Here is a 13,577-nt window from a genome sequence, read left to right on the forward strand (position 1 = left end):
ATGTAAAGTGAAGGAGTTGTTGTATAAAAAATGTGCAAATAAGTTAGAAGAGAAACTCCACCTCAAAGAGAGGTGGAGCTATTAGAAAGCAAGAATTAGAATTTGTAGTTAGCTTTAACCCAAAGGTCGTCGCCATCAACATCTTTATCTTGTTTCTCATATTGAGCACCAAGACTAAATCCTTTAAGAGCGCCTGCAAATTTATAAGAACCATACACCGCAGAAGAAGAAGCTTCGTATTCATCTGATGTAACAGTCTTTGGATTTGATGTTGCACCTAAATATCCATCAGCAAGTACGTAACGTACACCAATGTTTGCTGCTTCGGTTATATCATAATTTAAGTCAATAAGGTATGATTTTGTATCTCTGTTGTAACCGTTCATTGCAATAACTGGGTCAGTATAAAGAAGATCAGCGCCATTACCTAATCCAGAAATAAGTGCATTACCTGCTACTGCATCATCACTCACTTGAGAGTATGCCACAGTACCGTTGATACCTTTAAAGCTTAAACCAGCTTTAAATGCATATAAATTAATGCTATCATCAGCTGTTGTAGAATCTTCAAAACTATTATAATAGTCTTGTGCACCAAGTGTAAAGCCAACCTCGCCAACTTTTCCTTCGTACAATGCTTCAACATAACCGATATTTACACCACCATCAACTGCGCCTGCTGCTGCATATACATCAGCATACGCATATGCACCTGTTAAGGTTAAACCAGTGATTGATTTATTGATAACGGCAACTGTATATCCACCATTATCAAGTTCTGCATTAACCGAAGAGTTTGTTGAGAATGTTTTAGTAAATTCACCAACATTGCCATCTCTATCAGTTCTTGATTGGAATTTTTGTACATAACCAGCGATTAATGTAGTGTTTGGAAGATCTGTGTTGATGATTGCAGCGCCTTCAAACGCTTCTTTAATTATACGGTTGCCAGAAGAAGCAACAAGAGGAGTATCTAAGAACATACGTCCGACCATAGCTGTTGTTTTACCAATATTGTAAGCAATATATGCCTCTGATAGCACAGCGCCTGAACCATACATATCACTTGCAAAATTTGCAGTATTGCCATTCTCACCTTTTGCATCGGAATCAGCAAAAGGAGAGGAACTACCTTGAGCCGTTAATCCAAGAGTAAAACCATAGAATGATGCTGTTTTATAGCCAAGCATAACACCTGTTGTAAAGATATCTGAATCGTCAGTACCATTATCTCTTGTGAAATAATAAGCTTTAAGCTCACCCTTTACTGTACCATTTTTAAACGCATCAGCAAGTGTGTCTGCTGCGAATGAGCTAGATGCGAGTCCAGCAACAACGATAGCCGCCAAGCTAAGTTTAGCTAATTTCATATTTTCTCCTTAAATTTTGGTTACCATTCGGTTACAATCAGAAGTATACAAAAAAAAGTAATAAAGTCAAATAAAATGTGTGATGAAATAGTAAGCTTTTTAGAAATTAAAGAGGTTTAGAAAGATTTTAATAATGAAATCTACATTGTGCCACAATAATTAAATCATCCAAAAATTTATAAACCAGTCGATGTTCTGCAGTAATGCGCCTTGAAAGATATTTTTCCAAGTCACCTTTTAGCCGTTCTGGTTTTCCAATACCATTACTATCGTATGGATTTCGTTTAATATCTTCTAAAAGTATATTGATACGTTTTACAATTTTTTTATCATTTTCGTGCCAATAAAGATAATCTTCCCATCCTTTTGTGGCAAAACCAATGATCATGCAATTTCTTTACATGTAAATTTCATAGCTTCAATCTCTTCAACAGCATCCAAGAGCCTATCTCTATTAGTTTTTGAAGAAAGTAGGTACATTGTTTCTTTGATGGCACTGTATTCATCGTATGACATGAGCACAACAGACTGATTATCTTTTGTTGTAATGATAAACTGATCAAAATCCGTGCATGCTTTGCTTATAATACTTCTTAAGTTGTTTCTAGCCTGTGAATAAAAAATGGCTTGCATCCAAAGCTCCTTTTGACAATATATTGGCATTTTAATACAAGATAGTTTATTTGTCAAGAAAATGTGAATTTATCGGGGAGGCTAAACTTTAAACGTTTACATGTAAACATTTAATGCTCTATGGAAGTTCGTTTGAACTATTTAAGGAAGCGTTGTAAAAGTAGATCTTCAAAATTTCGGCTGCTATCGGCTACCAATAAAACATAAACAACATTTTGCTCTATTTTAAAAATAATACGCCATCGCTTATGGATAACTTCTCGATAATGACTGATCCCAATATGACTTAGCTCGGGTACAACCCTTTTCCGCTCTGGAAAATGATACAACGCATCGCAAGACTCTTTGATTTCAAAAAATACCTTTTTTGCAAGGTCTAGACTATCAAGCTTTATATACTCAACAATTTGTTCTAAATCCCCTTGTGCACTACGCGTCCAATAAACCTCATACATCTTCATGAAAAAGCTTCGCTTCAAGGGAAAGAAACATACCTTCTTGTTCGATGATTTTACTGTCATTTATATCATTTTCACTTTGAACAAGCAATTTAAGAAGTGTCAACATATTTTGAGTATTTTCAAATGATTTGATGTCTTGAACGACTACTTTCGCTTCACCATTTTGTGTTATATAAATGGCTCGCTGTGTCTGTGTAACGCTATTGACAATCTGTGCTGTGTTTGATTTGAGATAGCTTATTGGCTTAATATCTTGACTTAAATACATTATTCCCTCCTTCAAGCATAGGAATATGGTATTAAATAAAGACTTAATTTGGTATTAAATTAGCAAAAGTTAAAAGTTTAGCTCCGACCCCTAGAATACTAGAATAACCCCGATAAGAGAAGATAAAAAAAGGAGTGGCAAGTGCCACTCCTTACGATTTAAAAATCGTACAAATTAAAATTTGTAGTTAGCTCTGAATCTAAGTTCATCGCTATTAACTGATGCTAGTCCATCTGGCTCTTGTTTAGCATCTTCGTATTCAAGAGATAATGTCAAGCCTTTAACTGCGGGGATATCATAAGCAACTTGACCTGCCCAATATGTCCAATCTGTTGACCTAATTACTTTAGTAGTGGTGCCGGTAACAGTACCATCAGCAGAAATTGAGATATAGTTAGCCATTAATTTTAAACCAGCAACGCCCACTTTTGTAAAATCATAAGATGCTTCGATTTTATACGCATCCGTATCAGCCGTTGATACTCTACTTGCACCAGCGATAAGTGGAGCAGTAAATGCAACAGCACCACCAGCACCATTACCCATACCAAGAATAACATTGTCGTCACTTGATACGGATGTATACGCTGTTTTTAGACCAAAGCCCGCAAGATCAATGATTGACGCTTGAAGTCCGAACATACCACCGTCATAACCAATGCCTGCATTACCAGCAGCATTGTATTTATCAGTTTTAGATGCTTGATACCCACCATCTAAACCGATTTTAAAGTTGCTCATAGGTACAACATAACCCAATCCAGCAACCCAAACATCCGTATCGCCAACTGTTGCTCCAGCTACATCATTAATTAATGCGTATTGACCTGTAATGGTTAAGTTTGGAATGGATTTATTGATAGCCAAGATAGTGTAAGCGCCATCAAATGTGAAGTTACCTGCGCCATAGAATAGTGCATTTTTTGAAAAGTCAGGAATATCGCTTTCACCATCAACAGCAGTTGGGTATCCATCACCAGTCACTTGAGATGTTCGTCCTTGGAATTTAGAAACATAACCTGCTGCCAATGTTGTTTGTGGTAAGTCTGTGTTAAGGAGTAATGCACCTTCAAAGGACTCTTTAATCATACGTGAACCAGAACCATTAACCAATGGGGTAGAGATAAATTGACGACCAACTTTTGCAGTTGTTTTGCCAATTGTGTATGCGATATATGCTTCAGAAAGCACCGCACCTGAACCATACATATCACCATCATACATTTGTTTTGCTGTTGTATCTGCATCTGGTGCATAGTTTGATTGCATTGTTAGTCCCAAACTCAACCCGTAGAATGAATCAGTAACGTAACCAAGCATAACACCTGTACTAAAAAGGTCTTCGGATGTTGTACCAGTATCTCTGTCAAAATACCATGCTCTTAATTCACCGTTTACTTTACCGTTTTTAAATGCGTCTGCAAGAGTTTCACTTGCCGCAAAAGAGCTAGATGCAAGACCTGCGACTACGATAGCCGCCAAGCTAAGTTTAGCTAATTTCATATTATCTCCTTGAATTTTTTAAAGGCGAAATAAGTCTATCACAAAAAATAAAAAATTACAATAAATTCTTAAAAGAATGTCACACGATGTGGCATTTTGTAATCAAATTGTTATGAAGTAAAATGGGGTCAGGGTTAAACTTTTAACTTTTTGGTTGCGTTTCGATAATTATTTGTTCTATGTTGTATTTTAATTTTGGTAAATCATATAAAATTGTATTCCAAACAATGCGATGGTCAATACCAAAATACTCATGAATTAAAAGATTTCTAAAATCTTTAACATCTCTCCATGCAACTTCATTGTAGTGTTGTGTTAAATTTTCTGGTAAATGTTTTGTTGCTTCACCAATGATTTCAAATTCACGGATGACTGCACTGTAAGTCTTTCGATCATGTATAAATACTTCAAGAGTTATTCCATCTACATAGGACAAAATCGCCTCAATAGACTCTTTAATATCGTAAATAAATAACCGTAAGTCTCTTTTAGACATAAATGATTTCTTTTAAAATATACTCTTTTGCAATAGGTTTAAGTGTACTTTCAATACCTAAATCTACTTTTTTACCAAAAGCCATCTCAATTTCTTGTTTAAAGCCGAAAAATGTGCGAAGCGTTTTTTTCTCTTCTATCATTTCTACAGCAATATCTATATCACTATCATCACGTTGTTCATTTCTTACATAGCTACCAAATAGTCCAATTTTTGTTACACCATATTTTTCTTTGAAAATCTCTTTATTTTTGGCTAAATAATCGAGGATTATTTTTTTATCCACGCAAAACCTCCCAAGTGAAGTGCTAAAGCAGGAAAATTATAGCATAAATAGTAGTGGGCATACAGAAAGCAGAAAACTGCCTTCTGAATGCTTTACATGTAAAGCTTAGATGCCGTACATGAGTTGAGGTAACCACAAAGAGATCATAGGGATGTAGGTTACTAAAAGAAGTCCTACAAATAAAACGGCGACCCAAGGAAGAGAGGCTACAACGACCTCTTTGAGGCTCAGCCCTGTCATACCTGCTGCTACGAAAAGGTTGAGTCCCACGGGTGGGGTTATCATGCCTATTTCCATGTTTACAACCAAAACAACACCAAAATGGATCGGATCAATGCCAAGGGCAAGAATCAATGGTAACAACAATGGCACGGTAATCATAACGATGGAACTTGGCTCCATAAATTGCCCCATTAAGAGCAACAAGATATTGACGATCACCAAGAACATAATCGGTCCAACATTCGCTTCCATAATCATCTTTGTGATTTGCTGAGGAATCGTCTCATCGGTTAAGAAATGCGCAAAGATCATGGCATTGGCGATAACAAAGAAGATCATCGCACTGGTAAGTGCTGACTCTAATATAATAGGATAGACATCTTTAAGTTTCAAATCTTTATAGACAAAAACGGAAACAACAAACGCATACACAGCACTCGCTGCACCTGCTTCTGTTGGCGTAAAAATACCTCCGTAAATTCCACCAATGACGAGAACAATCAGCATAAGCGCCCAAAAAGCTTCTTTAAACTTTTTCAAACGCTCTTTAAAAGAGGCCGGTTCTGTTTTTTTAAACCCTAAACGTACCGCACCAACATATGTTAATGCCATCAACATAAAACCAAGTAATAAACCTGGGACAACACCCGCCATAAACAGCTTACCGATGGAAAGATCGGCGGTAACACCGTAAACGATAAAAACAATGGACGGAGGAATTAAAATACCCAAACTTCCCGATGTTGCAATCGTACCGATGGCATAGCCTCTTGGATAGCCAGCCTCTTTGATCGCGCTAAACATAACCGAACCAATCGCCGCAACCGTTGCAGGCGAACTACCGCTGACTGCCGCAAAGATCATCGCTGCAAAAATGGCAGAAATAGGAAGACCACCAGGTAAATGCCCAACAATCGACTTTGCAAACTCAATGATACGGTGCGCCGCCCCACCTTTGGAGAGGAAAGAGCCTGCTAGAATAAACATAGGAATGGCCATGAGCGAATACTTATTGAGTCCATCAAATACATGCGACGTAATGCCCAACAAATCCATATCGGTAAAGAAATACGCGGTAATCAGTGTACTGGAGCCTAATGCTACAGAAACAGGCACGCCAAGGAACATCAAGAGGAAGAGTAATCCAAATATACTAAGCATTAACATCTTTAACTCCTCTAATTTCTAATGAATCATGCAGCGTTTCAAGCTCGCTGTTCACGACCACTTTACTAGCATCCGTGGCAGCCACTTCAAAAATTTTCTCTCCTGCACGAAATGCAGCCCCAATAAACGCAAAAGGCAACACAAGGTGTGGAATCCACATCGGAATGCGAAGATCAATGCTCATCTCACCAAAATCGATCAACATCAAGACCAACTCATACCCAAAATAGGACATCAATGCAAGATAGAGACAACTAAACAGATGGGCTCCCATCAAAATGATCTTTGCCATCATCGGTGGTAATTTCTCTAAAAGCATCGTCACAGAGATATGAACTCCTTTTTTGAAACCATACGCGGCACCAAAGAGCGCTGACCACATAAAAAGATAGTTGGTAAGCTCTCCTGCCCACGTGATGCTCATCTCAAAAAAATAGCGCAACACCACGTTAGCAAACGCGAGAATAACGCCTGCGGCAATACCAAAAACCGCAATATTTTTATTGATTGCCATAACCCCTAAATCGAGGATTGTAAAATATTTTTTCATCGCTTCTCTTTTTATCACAACTTTTTCATAAAGTCTTTTAAGCCATCAAGGCACAGATATAGAAAAAGGCATCTTGCGTTTGTAACAAGATGCCTTTTCTTGGGTTATTTAACCGCTTGAACTTTTTTGATCAGATCTTCACCAATGACAGTGTAAAACTGTGGATAGATCGCTTCCATCGCTTTTTGCCAAACGGCTTTTTGCTCTGCATTTAGTGTATGAATTTTAAGATTGCCTGATGTTTTTGCATACTCTTTTAACTTTGCAAGCATCTCTTCATCATCTTGTGCGGCTAGCTTTCGCTCATACACGGTGGCTTCTTTCATCGCTTGAAGCACCATTGGTTTGAGATCCGCAGGGAATTTTTTCCAGAAACTCTCACTCATAATGACCAAGTAACCAAGGTAACCGTGATCAGAGAGTGTTAAGTCTGTTTGAACTTCGTTAAACTTTTTAGTATAGAAGTTTGAAAGGGGATTTTCAGCACCATCGACTACGCCTTGTTGAAGGGCTGAGTAGACCTCTGAAAATGGCAAAACTTGTGGATTGGCACCAATCGCTTTAAATTGAGCTTCCAAAACGTGTGAGCTCATAATACGAAACTTTTGACCTTCTGCATCTTTTGGGGTCAAAATTGCTTTTTTATTGGAAGAGAGGTGTTTAAAGCCTGCATCCCAGTAATCAAGCGCTACGAAACCTTTTGCCGTGACTTTATCTTTGAGGATTTGCCCTACTTCGCCATCTAAGACTTTATACAGATGATCTTTATCTCTAAAAATGAAGGGGAGATCGAAGAGTTGCATCTCTGGAACAATGCTGGTAAATTTTGAGAAACTTGGCATTGCGATGTGAGCATTTCCAAGTTTAAGGGCTTTCATCTCTTCACCATCACCGTATAACTGTGAGTTGGGGAAAACAACGACTTCAACTTTACCATTGGTAAGTTCACCGACTCTTTTAGCAAAGAAATCAGCACCCATACCTTTTGGAGTATTTGGACTGACAACGTGTGTCACTTTGATGGTATATTCTGCAGCGATAGCAGAGGAAACAAGAAGCGTTGCTAGTGCCGCTACTTTGAGAAACTTAGTCATATTGACTCCTTATTCATAGTATTTTCACTGTCGATTATAGGTGAAAATTATGTCAAAGTTATGTATCTTTACATGTAAAGCTTCAAAGCATTACGAATAAAGCTCCAATAGTTTCTTTTTGTAACTAAAATAGCTAAAATTAAACTTTTCTTGATTTTTTATGTTACAATTTGTAACCAATTCCTTGAATATTTTTTAAAGTACCCTCTGGTAACTTCTTTCTTAAGTTCTTAATCATCAAACGAAGGGCGTTGAGACTCATGTACTCACTCTCCCACAATTTCTGTTCAATCTCTTCATACGAGATAATAGAATCTTTTTGCAACAAAAGCTCAATGAACCTTGCCTCTTTCTTGGTCAGTTCATAAATATCACTCTCATGTGTAATGGTTTTTTGCAGTGAATCATAGTACCAATTGGGTGCCAACTCTTGAAGATGCGCTTTCTCTTTCGCTTGCAAAAATTTTTCCAGCGCATCAAAAAGCTTAGGCTCCGTAATAGGCTTAACGATGTAGCGAAGCAAAGAGAGCTCAATGGCTTCAAGCATAAAGTCCACCTCCGTGTATGCGGTGATGATAATAATATCTGCCTTCTGGTCGTTCTCTCGAATTTTTTTTGCCAAATCAATACCGCTTAAATGGGGCATCTTGATGTCGGTAATAATGAGGTCTGGTTTATGCTCTACAAAAAGCTTATACGCCTCTTCTCCATCGGTTGCAAGGTAGACCTCTTTGAAAAGAAGACCAAGTAGTTCATAGACATTTTTACGTACACCAGCTTCATCTTCAGCGTACAAAACACTATACGATGCAAGCTTTTTTAACATCTTTTCATCCATTTTCCACCCTTTACATTTCTTAAAAGAATGACTATGATTCTTTTTTATTTCCTTATTATAGCAGTCACTGTGGGAGTTTTTTGTGAAGATTATTAAAGAGAGCAATATCTCTACGATCATTATTGTTAGTACCATCTTTATTATCAGCTCTTTGATGCTTTTTAATGGGTATTTTTTCATTACTAAACAGTATGAAATTTTACAAGTGCAGATCGAAGATACTAAAAAAACGTTCGTTGAAAATAAACGCAACATGCTTAAGCGTGAAGTTGATGCTATTATAGAATTTATTGAGTTTAAAAAAGCGCGAACGGATCTTTCCAATCCAGATGCACTCGCAATCCTTAAACAAGAAGTTTACAGCTGGATACGCCATATTCGCTATGGTGGACAAGAGCATAACTATATTTTTGTCTATCAACTAGAACGAATGAAAGGTGGCGATCAATTTGCCACCATGCTCATCAACCCTAACCGTCCTGATTTAGAAGGTGGGTACATCTCGGATGCGTATACGGATGAAAATGGGAAAGCTTTTCGTAAAATCTTCTTGCAAGATATTGATGAAAAAGGGGACTCTTTTGTCGATTACACCTATAAAAAACCAGATACCAACATCATTCGCCCTAAGGTTTCTTATTTTAAACTCTACAAAGAGTGGAATATCATCATCGCAGCAGGCGCTTACACCGACGATATTGATCAAGAGCTAGAGGTCGCTCGATCTGATTTTAAAAAACGAATGAAGCTTGAGGCTACTTCAGCGATTATTATTTTTCTTCTTTTTGCCTTCATTGCCAATACCTTTGCCGTGATATTGGGCAAACGAATCGAACGCTTTTTAAATACCTACCATAAACAGGTTCAGCAAAAAACACTTGAACTCGAAAACCTCAACCGCACGTTGGAAAGTCGCGTCACAGAAGAGATCAAGAAGAACCGTGAACAAGAGCAACTGCTCATCCAAAAGTCTAAATTTATAGCGCTTGGAGAGATGATCAGCAACATCGCACACCAGTGGAGACAACCGCTCTCGCAGCTTTCAGCCCTTTTGATGACGCTCAAACTAAAATACAATATGGACAAGCTCGATAAAACAGCGATGGAAATTAAATGCGTTGAAGCAGAAAATATCGTTGAGTATATGTCTCACACCATCGATGATTTTCGTAACTTCTTTATGCCCAACAAAGACAAAAAAATGTTTAGTATTCAAACGTCTATCGACGACGTTTTGCGCATCATTGCTATGTCTATTACCAATCAAGAGATCGAAATAGAGGTCAATATCTTACACGATGAATTTATCATAGGCTATAAAAGTGAATACGAACAAGTTGTTCTCAACCTTCTCTCAAACGCCAAAGATGCCATCATCACGTCAGGAAAACAGGGTGGTAAAATTACCATTAGCCTTGAGAGTGACGAACATATGGTACGTCTTAGCATTGAAGATAATGGTGGTGGCATCAAGATAGCGCCGATTGATAAGATTTTTGAGCCTTATGTAAGCACCAAAGAGCAAAATGAAGGTACAGGCATTGGGCTGTATATGGCAAAATTGATTATAGAGAAAAGTATGAGAGGAAAACTTGAAGCACGAAATGAAAAAGAAGGAGCTTTTTTTACGATTGAGTTGGAGAAAGGTTTCAAAGAGACGCTTGGCGGATCGCCTCTTTGAGTCTTCACTTTCAGAAGAAAATATGAAATTCGCTAAGAGAAGTATAGGAACTCAAAGTAAACGATCGGTTAACAAAAGTAACCCTTTAAAATTTAATAGTCTCTTCTTGTGGAACACCTATCACTTGGTGTGCTTTGTCACGTTTTCCAGCACCACCATCATCGCTGCTTTTACTTTTACTGGCACTGGTACTTTTTTTCTTAACAGGCGGTGTGTAGGTATTACTTTTCCCACCTTTGTAAAAACCCTCTTTGATCACAAACATCTCTGTTAAGCGCATACCATCAAACGAAGCATAAACAAGATCACCCTCGTTTGCAAGGACTGTTTTGTGGTTGAAGTTCACATAAGGTAGTTTTCCATTGGTTGTTTCAATACCATCAATCTCATAATTCCATAATTGCGAATTCGCTTCTTGTTTCAAAGAACGAACAATTCCCTTGATATAGTTTTTACCAACTAGCTTAGAAAGTTTAGGATTGGTAGTATCTGGTTTTTCATTGGCAAAAGTTGTGACGGTTGAAGCCGGCGGTGTACGAGAAGCGCATCCTTGCATCAATACGAACAAAAAGGCTACACAAAGATACGATAAAATTCTTTTCAAAACAAAATCCTTCTATATTTTTGCGGATTATAGCAAAGTTTCCTATTTATTATGGTAAAATGTACTTCTCGAATGGGGCTGACATGGCTTCGACAGGAGTAGTTTTAGCTTATGGCTGCATGTCGGAAGTGAAGGACTTGCGTTACACAACCTTCAATCAATAACTGCTAACAACAGTAACTATCGTCCTGCTTACGCTCTAGCTGCGTAAGTTTAATACATAAGGACTGCTTCTCCCTTTAATGCTATCTAAGGAGGATTGGGAAGTATCATAGCTATGATAGATATACTGCATGAACGCCTTTACATGCAGCGAAGTTAAAGGCTCGTTTTGCGTAGTTTTCTGATTGTTGTACGAAGCAAAATTAAACACTATCAACAATATCTAAGCATGTAGACGTCATAGGTGGCTATTTTTGGACTGGGGTTCAATCCCCCACAGCTCCACCATTCGAATTGATTTTAACTCGGCAAAATGGAAGTTTGAAGGCTTCTATTTTTTCCTCGTTACCTTTTATCATTGACTCCTTTTACCACATCGCGTTACACCCAAAAGGCGAATTTTTACATTATGAATATACTCTCAAAAAACGCACCACTCGAAGTCTCTATTTTAAAAATGGAAACGATTTTAAGCGATCTTGGTTGTGGCATCACCTTTGCAACCGAAAAACATCCACTAAAAAACTGCTACTCCATCAATCTTGCCTCTGTTGAAGCACCCAATCATATTTATTCTAACGGTAAAGGCTCCCTCTCTGGCGCATCGAAAGCGAGCGCGCTTGGTGAGTACATCGAACGCCTTCAAACCAATAACTGTTTTATCGACTTTCACCTTCCCAACCGTGCTTACTACCCAGACCAAAAAGTGTTTGAATTTGGCGGAGAGTATCTGAGCCCATCTTTACATGGTATTTACAATCCATCCAATGAGATGAGTAACGAAGACTTTGTGGATTTCAACAGCGACTATCTGGACAAGATCGTAGCACTTCCATTTCAAAGCTTTTTTGGGAATGAACACGTTTACATTCCTCTTAACATCCTCAGCAATCTTTACGTGAGCAACGGACTCGCGAGCGGAAATACGCCTGATGAAGCCAAAGTGCAAGCGCTGAGTGAAATTTTTGAGCGTTACGCCAAAATAGAGATCATTAAAAATGGTTACGCGCTTCCAAAGTACCCAGAAGACATCATCGCAACTTTCCCTAAACTTCAAGCAGATTTGGTGGAGCTTAGAAAAGCGGGCTTCATCGTTGAAGTCCTTGATGCGTCTTTGGGTGGCAAATTTCCTGTGACAGCCTTTTCGCTCATTAACCCACGCAAGGGCACGCTGTTTGTCTCCTTTGGCGCGCATCCCATTTTGGAAGTCAGCCTAGAGCGCACCATGAGCGAGCTGATGCAAGGACGAGGCGTTGAAAATCTTGACGCGTTTGAGATGCCAACGTTTGATATGAGCATCGTCGGCGATAGCTTCAACCTAGAAGCACACTTTATCGATTCTAACGGCAAAATGGGCTTTTCTTTTTTAAGTGCCACTAAAAGTTTTGAGTATGCACCGTGGAATTACCGAGGTAAAGGAAGTGTTGAGGAATACGCCTTTTTATGCGACATCGTCAAGTCGATGGGCAAAGAGATTTATCTACGCGAATACACCTACTTAGACTTTTACTCATGCCAGATGATCGTGCCTAGCATCTCTGAGGTTTATCCCATCAAAGACATGGTGTATCAAAACCGAAACAGCGGTAAATTCATACGCCATAGTGTGCTCAATTTTAAAGATGAAGACCACGAAGCCTTGCTTGATGCCATCGAACCACTGGAAGATTCACTCAATATGGAAAAATACATCGGCGTCATTTTCGAGCAAAATTTCCAGATGATCGAGCTTAAAGCGCAAGTGCATCTGCTGTTGGAAAACTACGAAGAGGTTCAAATGCTGCTCTCGTTTAGTCAAAATCCTATGAGCAAACTTCTCTGCGAAATCCTCTCTTTGAGAGAGCAAAAACTTGTGTGGAATGAGTATGAAAGTGCGCTTTGGGACATTTTTGGCAAAAAAAAAGTCGAACATGCCTTAAACATCCTTGATGGCAAGGCTTACCTCATCGACGTAAGCCTCCACCAACACTATGTGAATATCCTCGATATGTACGATAGACTCGAGCTTAAGAAAGCGTCTATCGTCGCTTAAAAACCTTTACATGTAAAAACGTAAACGATCAATTTTTTATGTTTTTTCGTCTGCAAATGACTCCTTTTACACTATAATTATGTGCCTTAACCCAAACTGCTAGTTGCGAAGAAGGGTCTAAAAATTGCTTGAGACTCCATAAAAAGCCGTGGGAGGCGAGATTATGGAGCGAGATATTATAACAGTTTATTGCTTGATTGATGAATATTT

At 38.4% G+C, this 13,577-nt stretch carries 15 protein-coding genes and 1 other RNA gene; 3 read left to right on the plus strand and 13 right to left on the minus strand.

All coding sequences use genetic code 11. From position 1 onward, the window contains the following. Positions 1-95 precede the first annotated feature (95 nt). The 12 genes from JU57_RS11660 to JU57_RS11715 form a co-directional block, all read right to left on the minus strand. On the minus strand, positions 96-1,370 hold the full coding sequence (locus tag JU57_RS11660) for an OprD family outer membrane porin (RefSeq protein WP_037961245.1): 1,275 nt from the start codon (positions 1,368-1,370) through the stop codon (positions 96-98). Between the two features lie 127 nt (positions 1,371-1,497). Continuing rightward, positions 1,498-1,758 (minus strand): Txe/YoeB family addiction module toxin, encoded by a 261-nt coding sequence (locus JU57_RS11665; protein WP_037961248.1) that lies wholly within the window; start codon positions 1,756-1,758, stop codon positions 1,498-1,500. Next, positions 1,755-2,003 (minus strand): type II toxin-antitoxin system prevent-host-death family antitoxin, encoded by a 249-nt coding sequence (locus JU57_RS11670; RefSeq protein ID WP_037961251.1) that lies wholly within the window; start codon positions 2,001-2,003, stop codon positions 1,755-1,757. Before JU57_RS11670 ends, JU57_RS11665 begins: the two co-directional genes overlap by 4 nt. Positions 2,004-2,140: 137 nt before the next feature. Then, positions 2,141-2,464: a type II toxin-antitoxin system RelE/ParE family toxin gene (locus JU57_RS11675; protein ID WP_037961254.1), complete on the minus strand. Its 324-nt coding sequence runs from the start codon at positions 2,462-2,464 to the stop codon at positions 2,141-2,143. Continuing rightward, positions 2,451-2,732 carry a type II toxin-antitoxin system Phd/YefM family antitoxin gene (locus JU57_RS11680; protein ID WP_037961258.1) on the minus strand — a complete coding sequence of 94 codons (282 nt, stop codon included), beginning with the start codon at positions 2,730-2,732 and terminating at the stop codon, positions 2,451-2,453. Before JU57_RS11680 ends, JU57_RS11675 begins: the two co-directional genes overlap by 14 nt. 174 nt (positions 2,733-2,906) lie before the next feature. Next, positions 2,907-4,235 (minus strand): OprD family outer membrane porin, encoded by a 1,329-nt coding sequence (locus tag JU57_RS11685; protein WP_037961262.1) that lies wholly within the window; start codon positions 4,233-4,235, stop codon positions 2,907-2,909. Positions 4,236-4,377: 142 nt separating this feature from the next. Continuing rightward, positions 4,378-4,731 (minus strand): DUF86 domain-containing protein, encoded by a 354-nt coding sequence (locus tag JU57_RS11690; protein ID WP_037961264.1) that lies wholly within the window; start codon positions 4,729-4,731, stop codon positions 4,378-4,380. After that, positions 4,724-5,017, minus strand: coding sequence for a nucleotidyltransferase (locus tag JU57_RS11695; protein ID WP_037961267.1), 294 nt, complete (start codon positions 5,015-5,017; stop codon positions 4,724-4,726). The genes JU57_RS11690 and JU57_RS11695 overlap by 8 nt, the downstream gene beginning before the upstream one ends. Before the next feature lie 105 nt (positions 5,018-5,122). After that, a complete protein-coding gene (locus JU57_RS11700; protein ID WP_037961270.1) occupies positions 5,123-6,406 on the minus strand; it encodes a TRAP transporter large permease subunit in 1,284 nt (427 codons plus the stop codon). After that, positions 6,393-6,956: a TRAP transporter small permease gene (locus JU57_RS11705; protein ID WP_037961273.1), complete on the minus strand. Its 564-nt coding sequence runs from the start codon at positions 6,954-6,956 to the stop codon at positions 6,393-6,395. Before JU57_RS11705 ends, JU57_RS11700 begins: the two co-directional genes overlap by 14 nt. Positions 6,957-7,060: 104 nt before the next feature. After that, positions 7,061-8,050: a TRAP transporter substrate-binding protein gene (locus JU57_RS11710; protein ID WP_037961276.1), complete on the minus strand. Its 990-nt coding sequence runs from the start codon at positions 8,048-8,050 to the stop codon at positions 7,061-7,063. A 163-nt stretch (positions 8,051-8,213) separates the two neighbouring features. Further along, a complete protein-coding gene (locus JU57_RS11715; protein WP_294877267.1) occupies positions 8,214-8,888 on the minus strand; it encodes a response regulator in 675 nt (224 codons plus the stop codon). An 82-nt stretch (positions 8,889-8,970) separates the two neighbouring features. Here JU57_RS11715 and JU57_RS11720 point away from each other — a divergent pair, with 82 nt between their 5' ends. Next, on the plus strand, positions 8,971-10,569 hold the full coding sequence (locus tag JU57_RS11720; protein ID WP_037961279.1) for a cache domain-containing protein: 1,599 nt from the start codon (positions 8,971-8,973) through the stop codon (positions 10,567-10,569). 85 nt (positions 10,570-10,654) lie between these two features. Here JU57_RS11720 and JU57_RS11725 read toward each other — a convergent pair whose 3' ends face one another. Continuing rightward, on the minus strand, positions 10,655-11,173 hold the full coding sequence (locus tag JU57_RS11725) for a hypothetical protein (protein ID WP_037961282.1): 519 nt from the start codon (positions 11,171-11,173) through the stop codon (positions 10,655-10,657). 74 nt (positions 11,174-11,247) lie between these two features. Between JU57_RS11725 and ssrA the strand changes: the two genes are divergently transcribed. Together ssrA and JU57_RS11730 are read left to right on the plus strand one after the other, a co-directional pair. After that, positions 11,248-11,623, plus strand: a transfer-messenger RNA (tmRNA) gene (gene ssrA, locus JU57_RS14150). 121 nt (positions 11,624-11,744) lie between these two features. Next, entirely contained in the window at positions 11,745-13,367 is a 1,623-nt protein-coding gene (locus tag JU57_RS11730; protein WP_037961286.1) for a YcaO-like family protein, read from the plus strand. Positions 13,368-13,577 lie beyond the last annotated feature (210 nt).

Source organism: Sulfurospirillum sp. SCADC (assembly GCF_000743525.1).
In the GTDB taxonomy this organism is placed as follows: domain Bacteria; phylum Campylobacterota; class Campylobacteria; order Campylobacterales; family Sulfurospirillaceae; genus Sulfurospirillum.

Coding starts and splice junctions, on each gene's coding strand:
- JU57_RS11690 (WP_037961264.1), bottom strand. CDS start 4,731: ATGTCTAAAAGAGACTTACGGTTATTTATTTACGATATTAAAGAGTCT.
- JU57_RS11675 (WP_037961254.1), bottom strand. CDS start 2,464: ATGAAGATGTATGAGGTTTATTGGACGCGTAGTGCACAAGGGGATTTA.
- JU57_RS11680 (WP_037961258.1), bottom strand. CDS start 2,732: ATGTATTTAAGTCAAGATATTAAGCCAATAAGCTATCTCAAATCAAAC.
- JU57_RS11710 (WP_037961276.1), bottom strand. CDS start 8,050: ATGACTAAGTTTCTCAAAGTAGCGGCACTAGCAACGCTTCTTGTTTCC.
- JU57_RS11685 (WP_037961262.1), bottom strand. CDS start 4,235: ATGAAATTAGCTAAACTTAGCTTGGCGGCTATCGTAGTCGCAGGTCTT.
- JU57_RS11665 (WP_037961248.1), bottom strand. CDS start 1,758: ATGATCATTGGTTTTGCCACAAAAGGATGGGAAGATTATCTTTATTGG.
- JU57_RS11730 (WP_037961286.1), top strand. CDS start 11,745: ATGAATATACTCTCAAAAAACGCACCACTCGAAGTCTCTATTTTAAAA.
- JU57_RS11660 (WP_037961245.1), bottom strand. CDS start 1,370: ATGAAATTAGCTAAACTTAGCTTGGCGGCTATCGTTGTTGCTGGACTC.
- JU57_RS11700 (WP_037961270.1), bottom strand. CDS start 6,406: ATGTTAATGCTTAGTATATTTGGATTACTCTTCCTCTTGATGTTCCTT.
- JU57_RS11670 (WP_037961251.1), bottom strand. CDS start 2,003: ATGCAAGCCATTTTTTATTCACAGGCTAGAAACAACTTAAGAAGTATT.
- JU57_RS11715 (WP_294877267.1), bottom strand. CDS start 8,888: ATGGATGAAAAGATGTTAAAAAAGCTTGCATCGTATAGTGTTTTGTAC.
- JU57_RS11705 (WP_037961273.1), bottom strand. CDS start 6,956: ATGAAAAAATATTTTACAATCCTCGATTTAGGGGTTATGGCAATCAAT.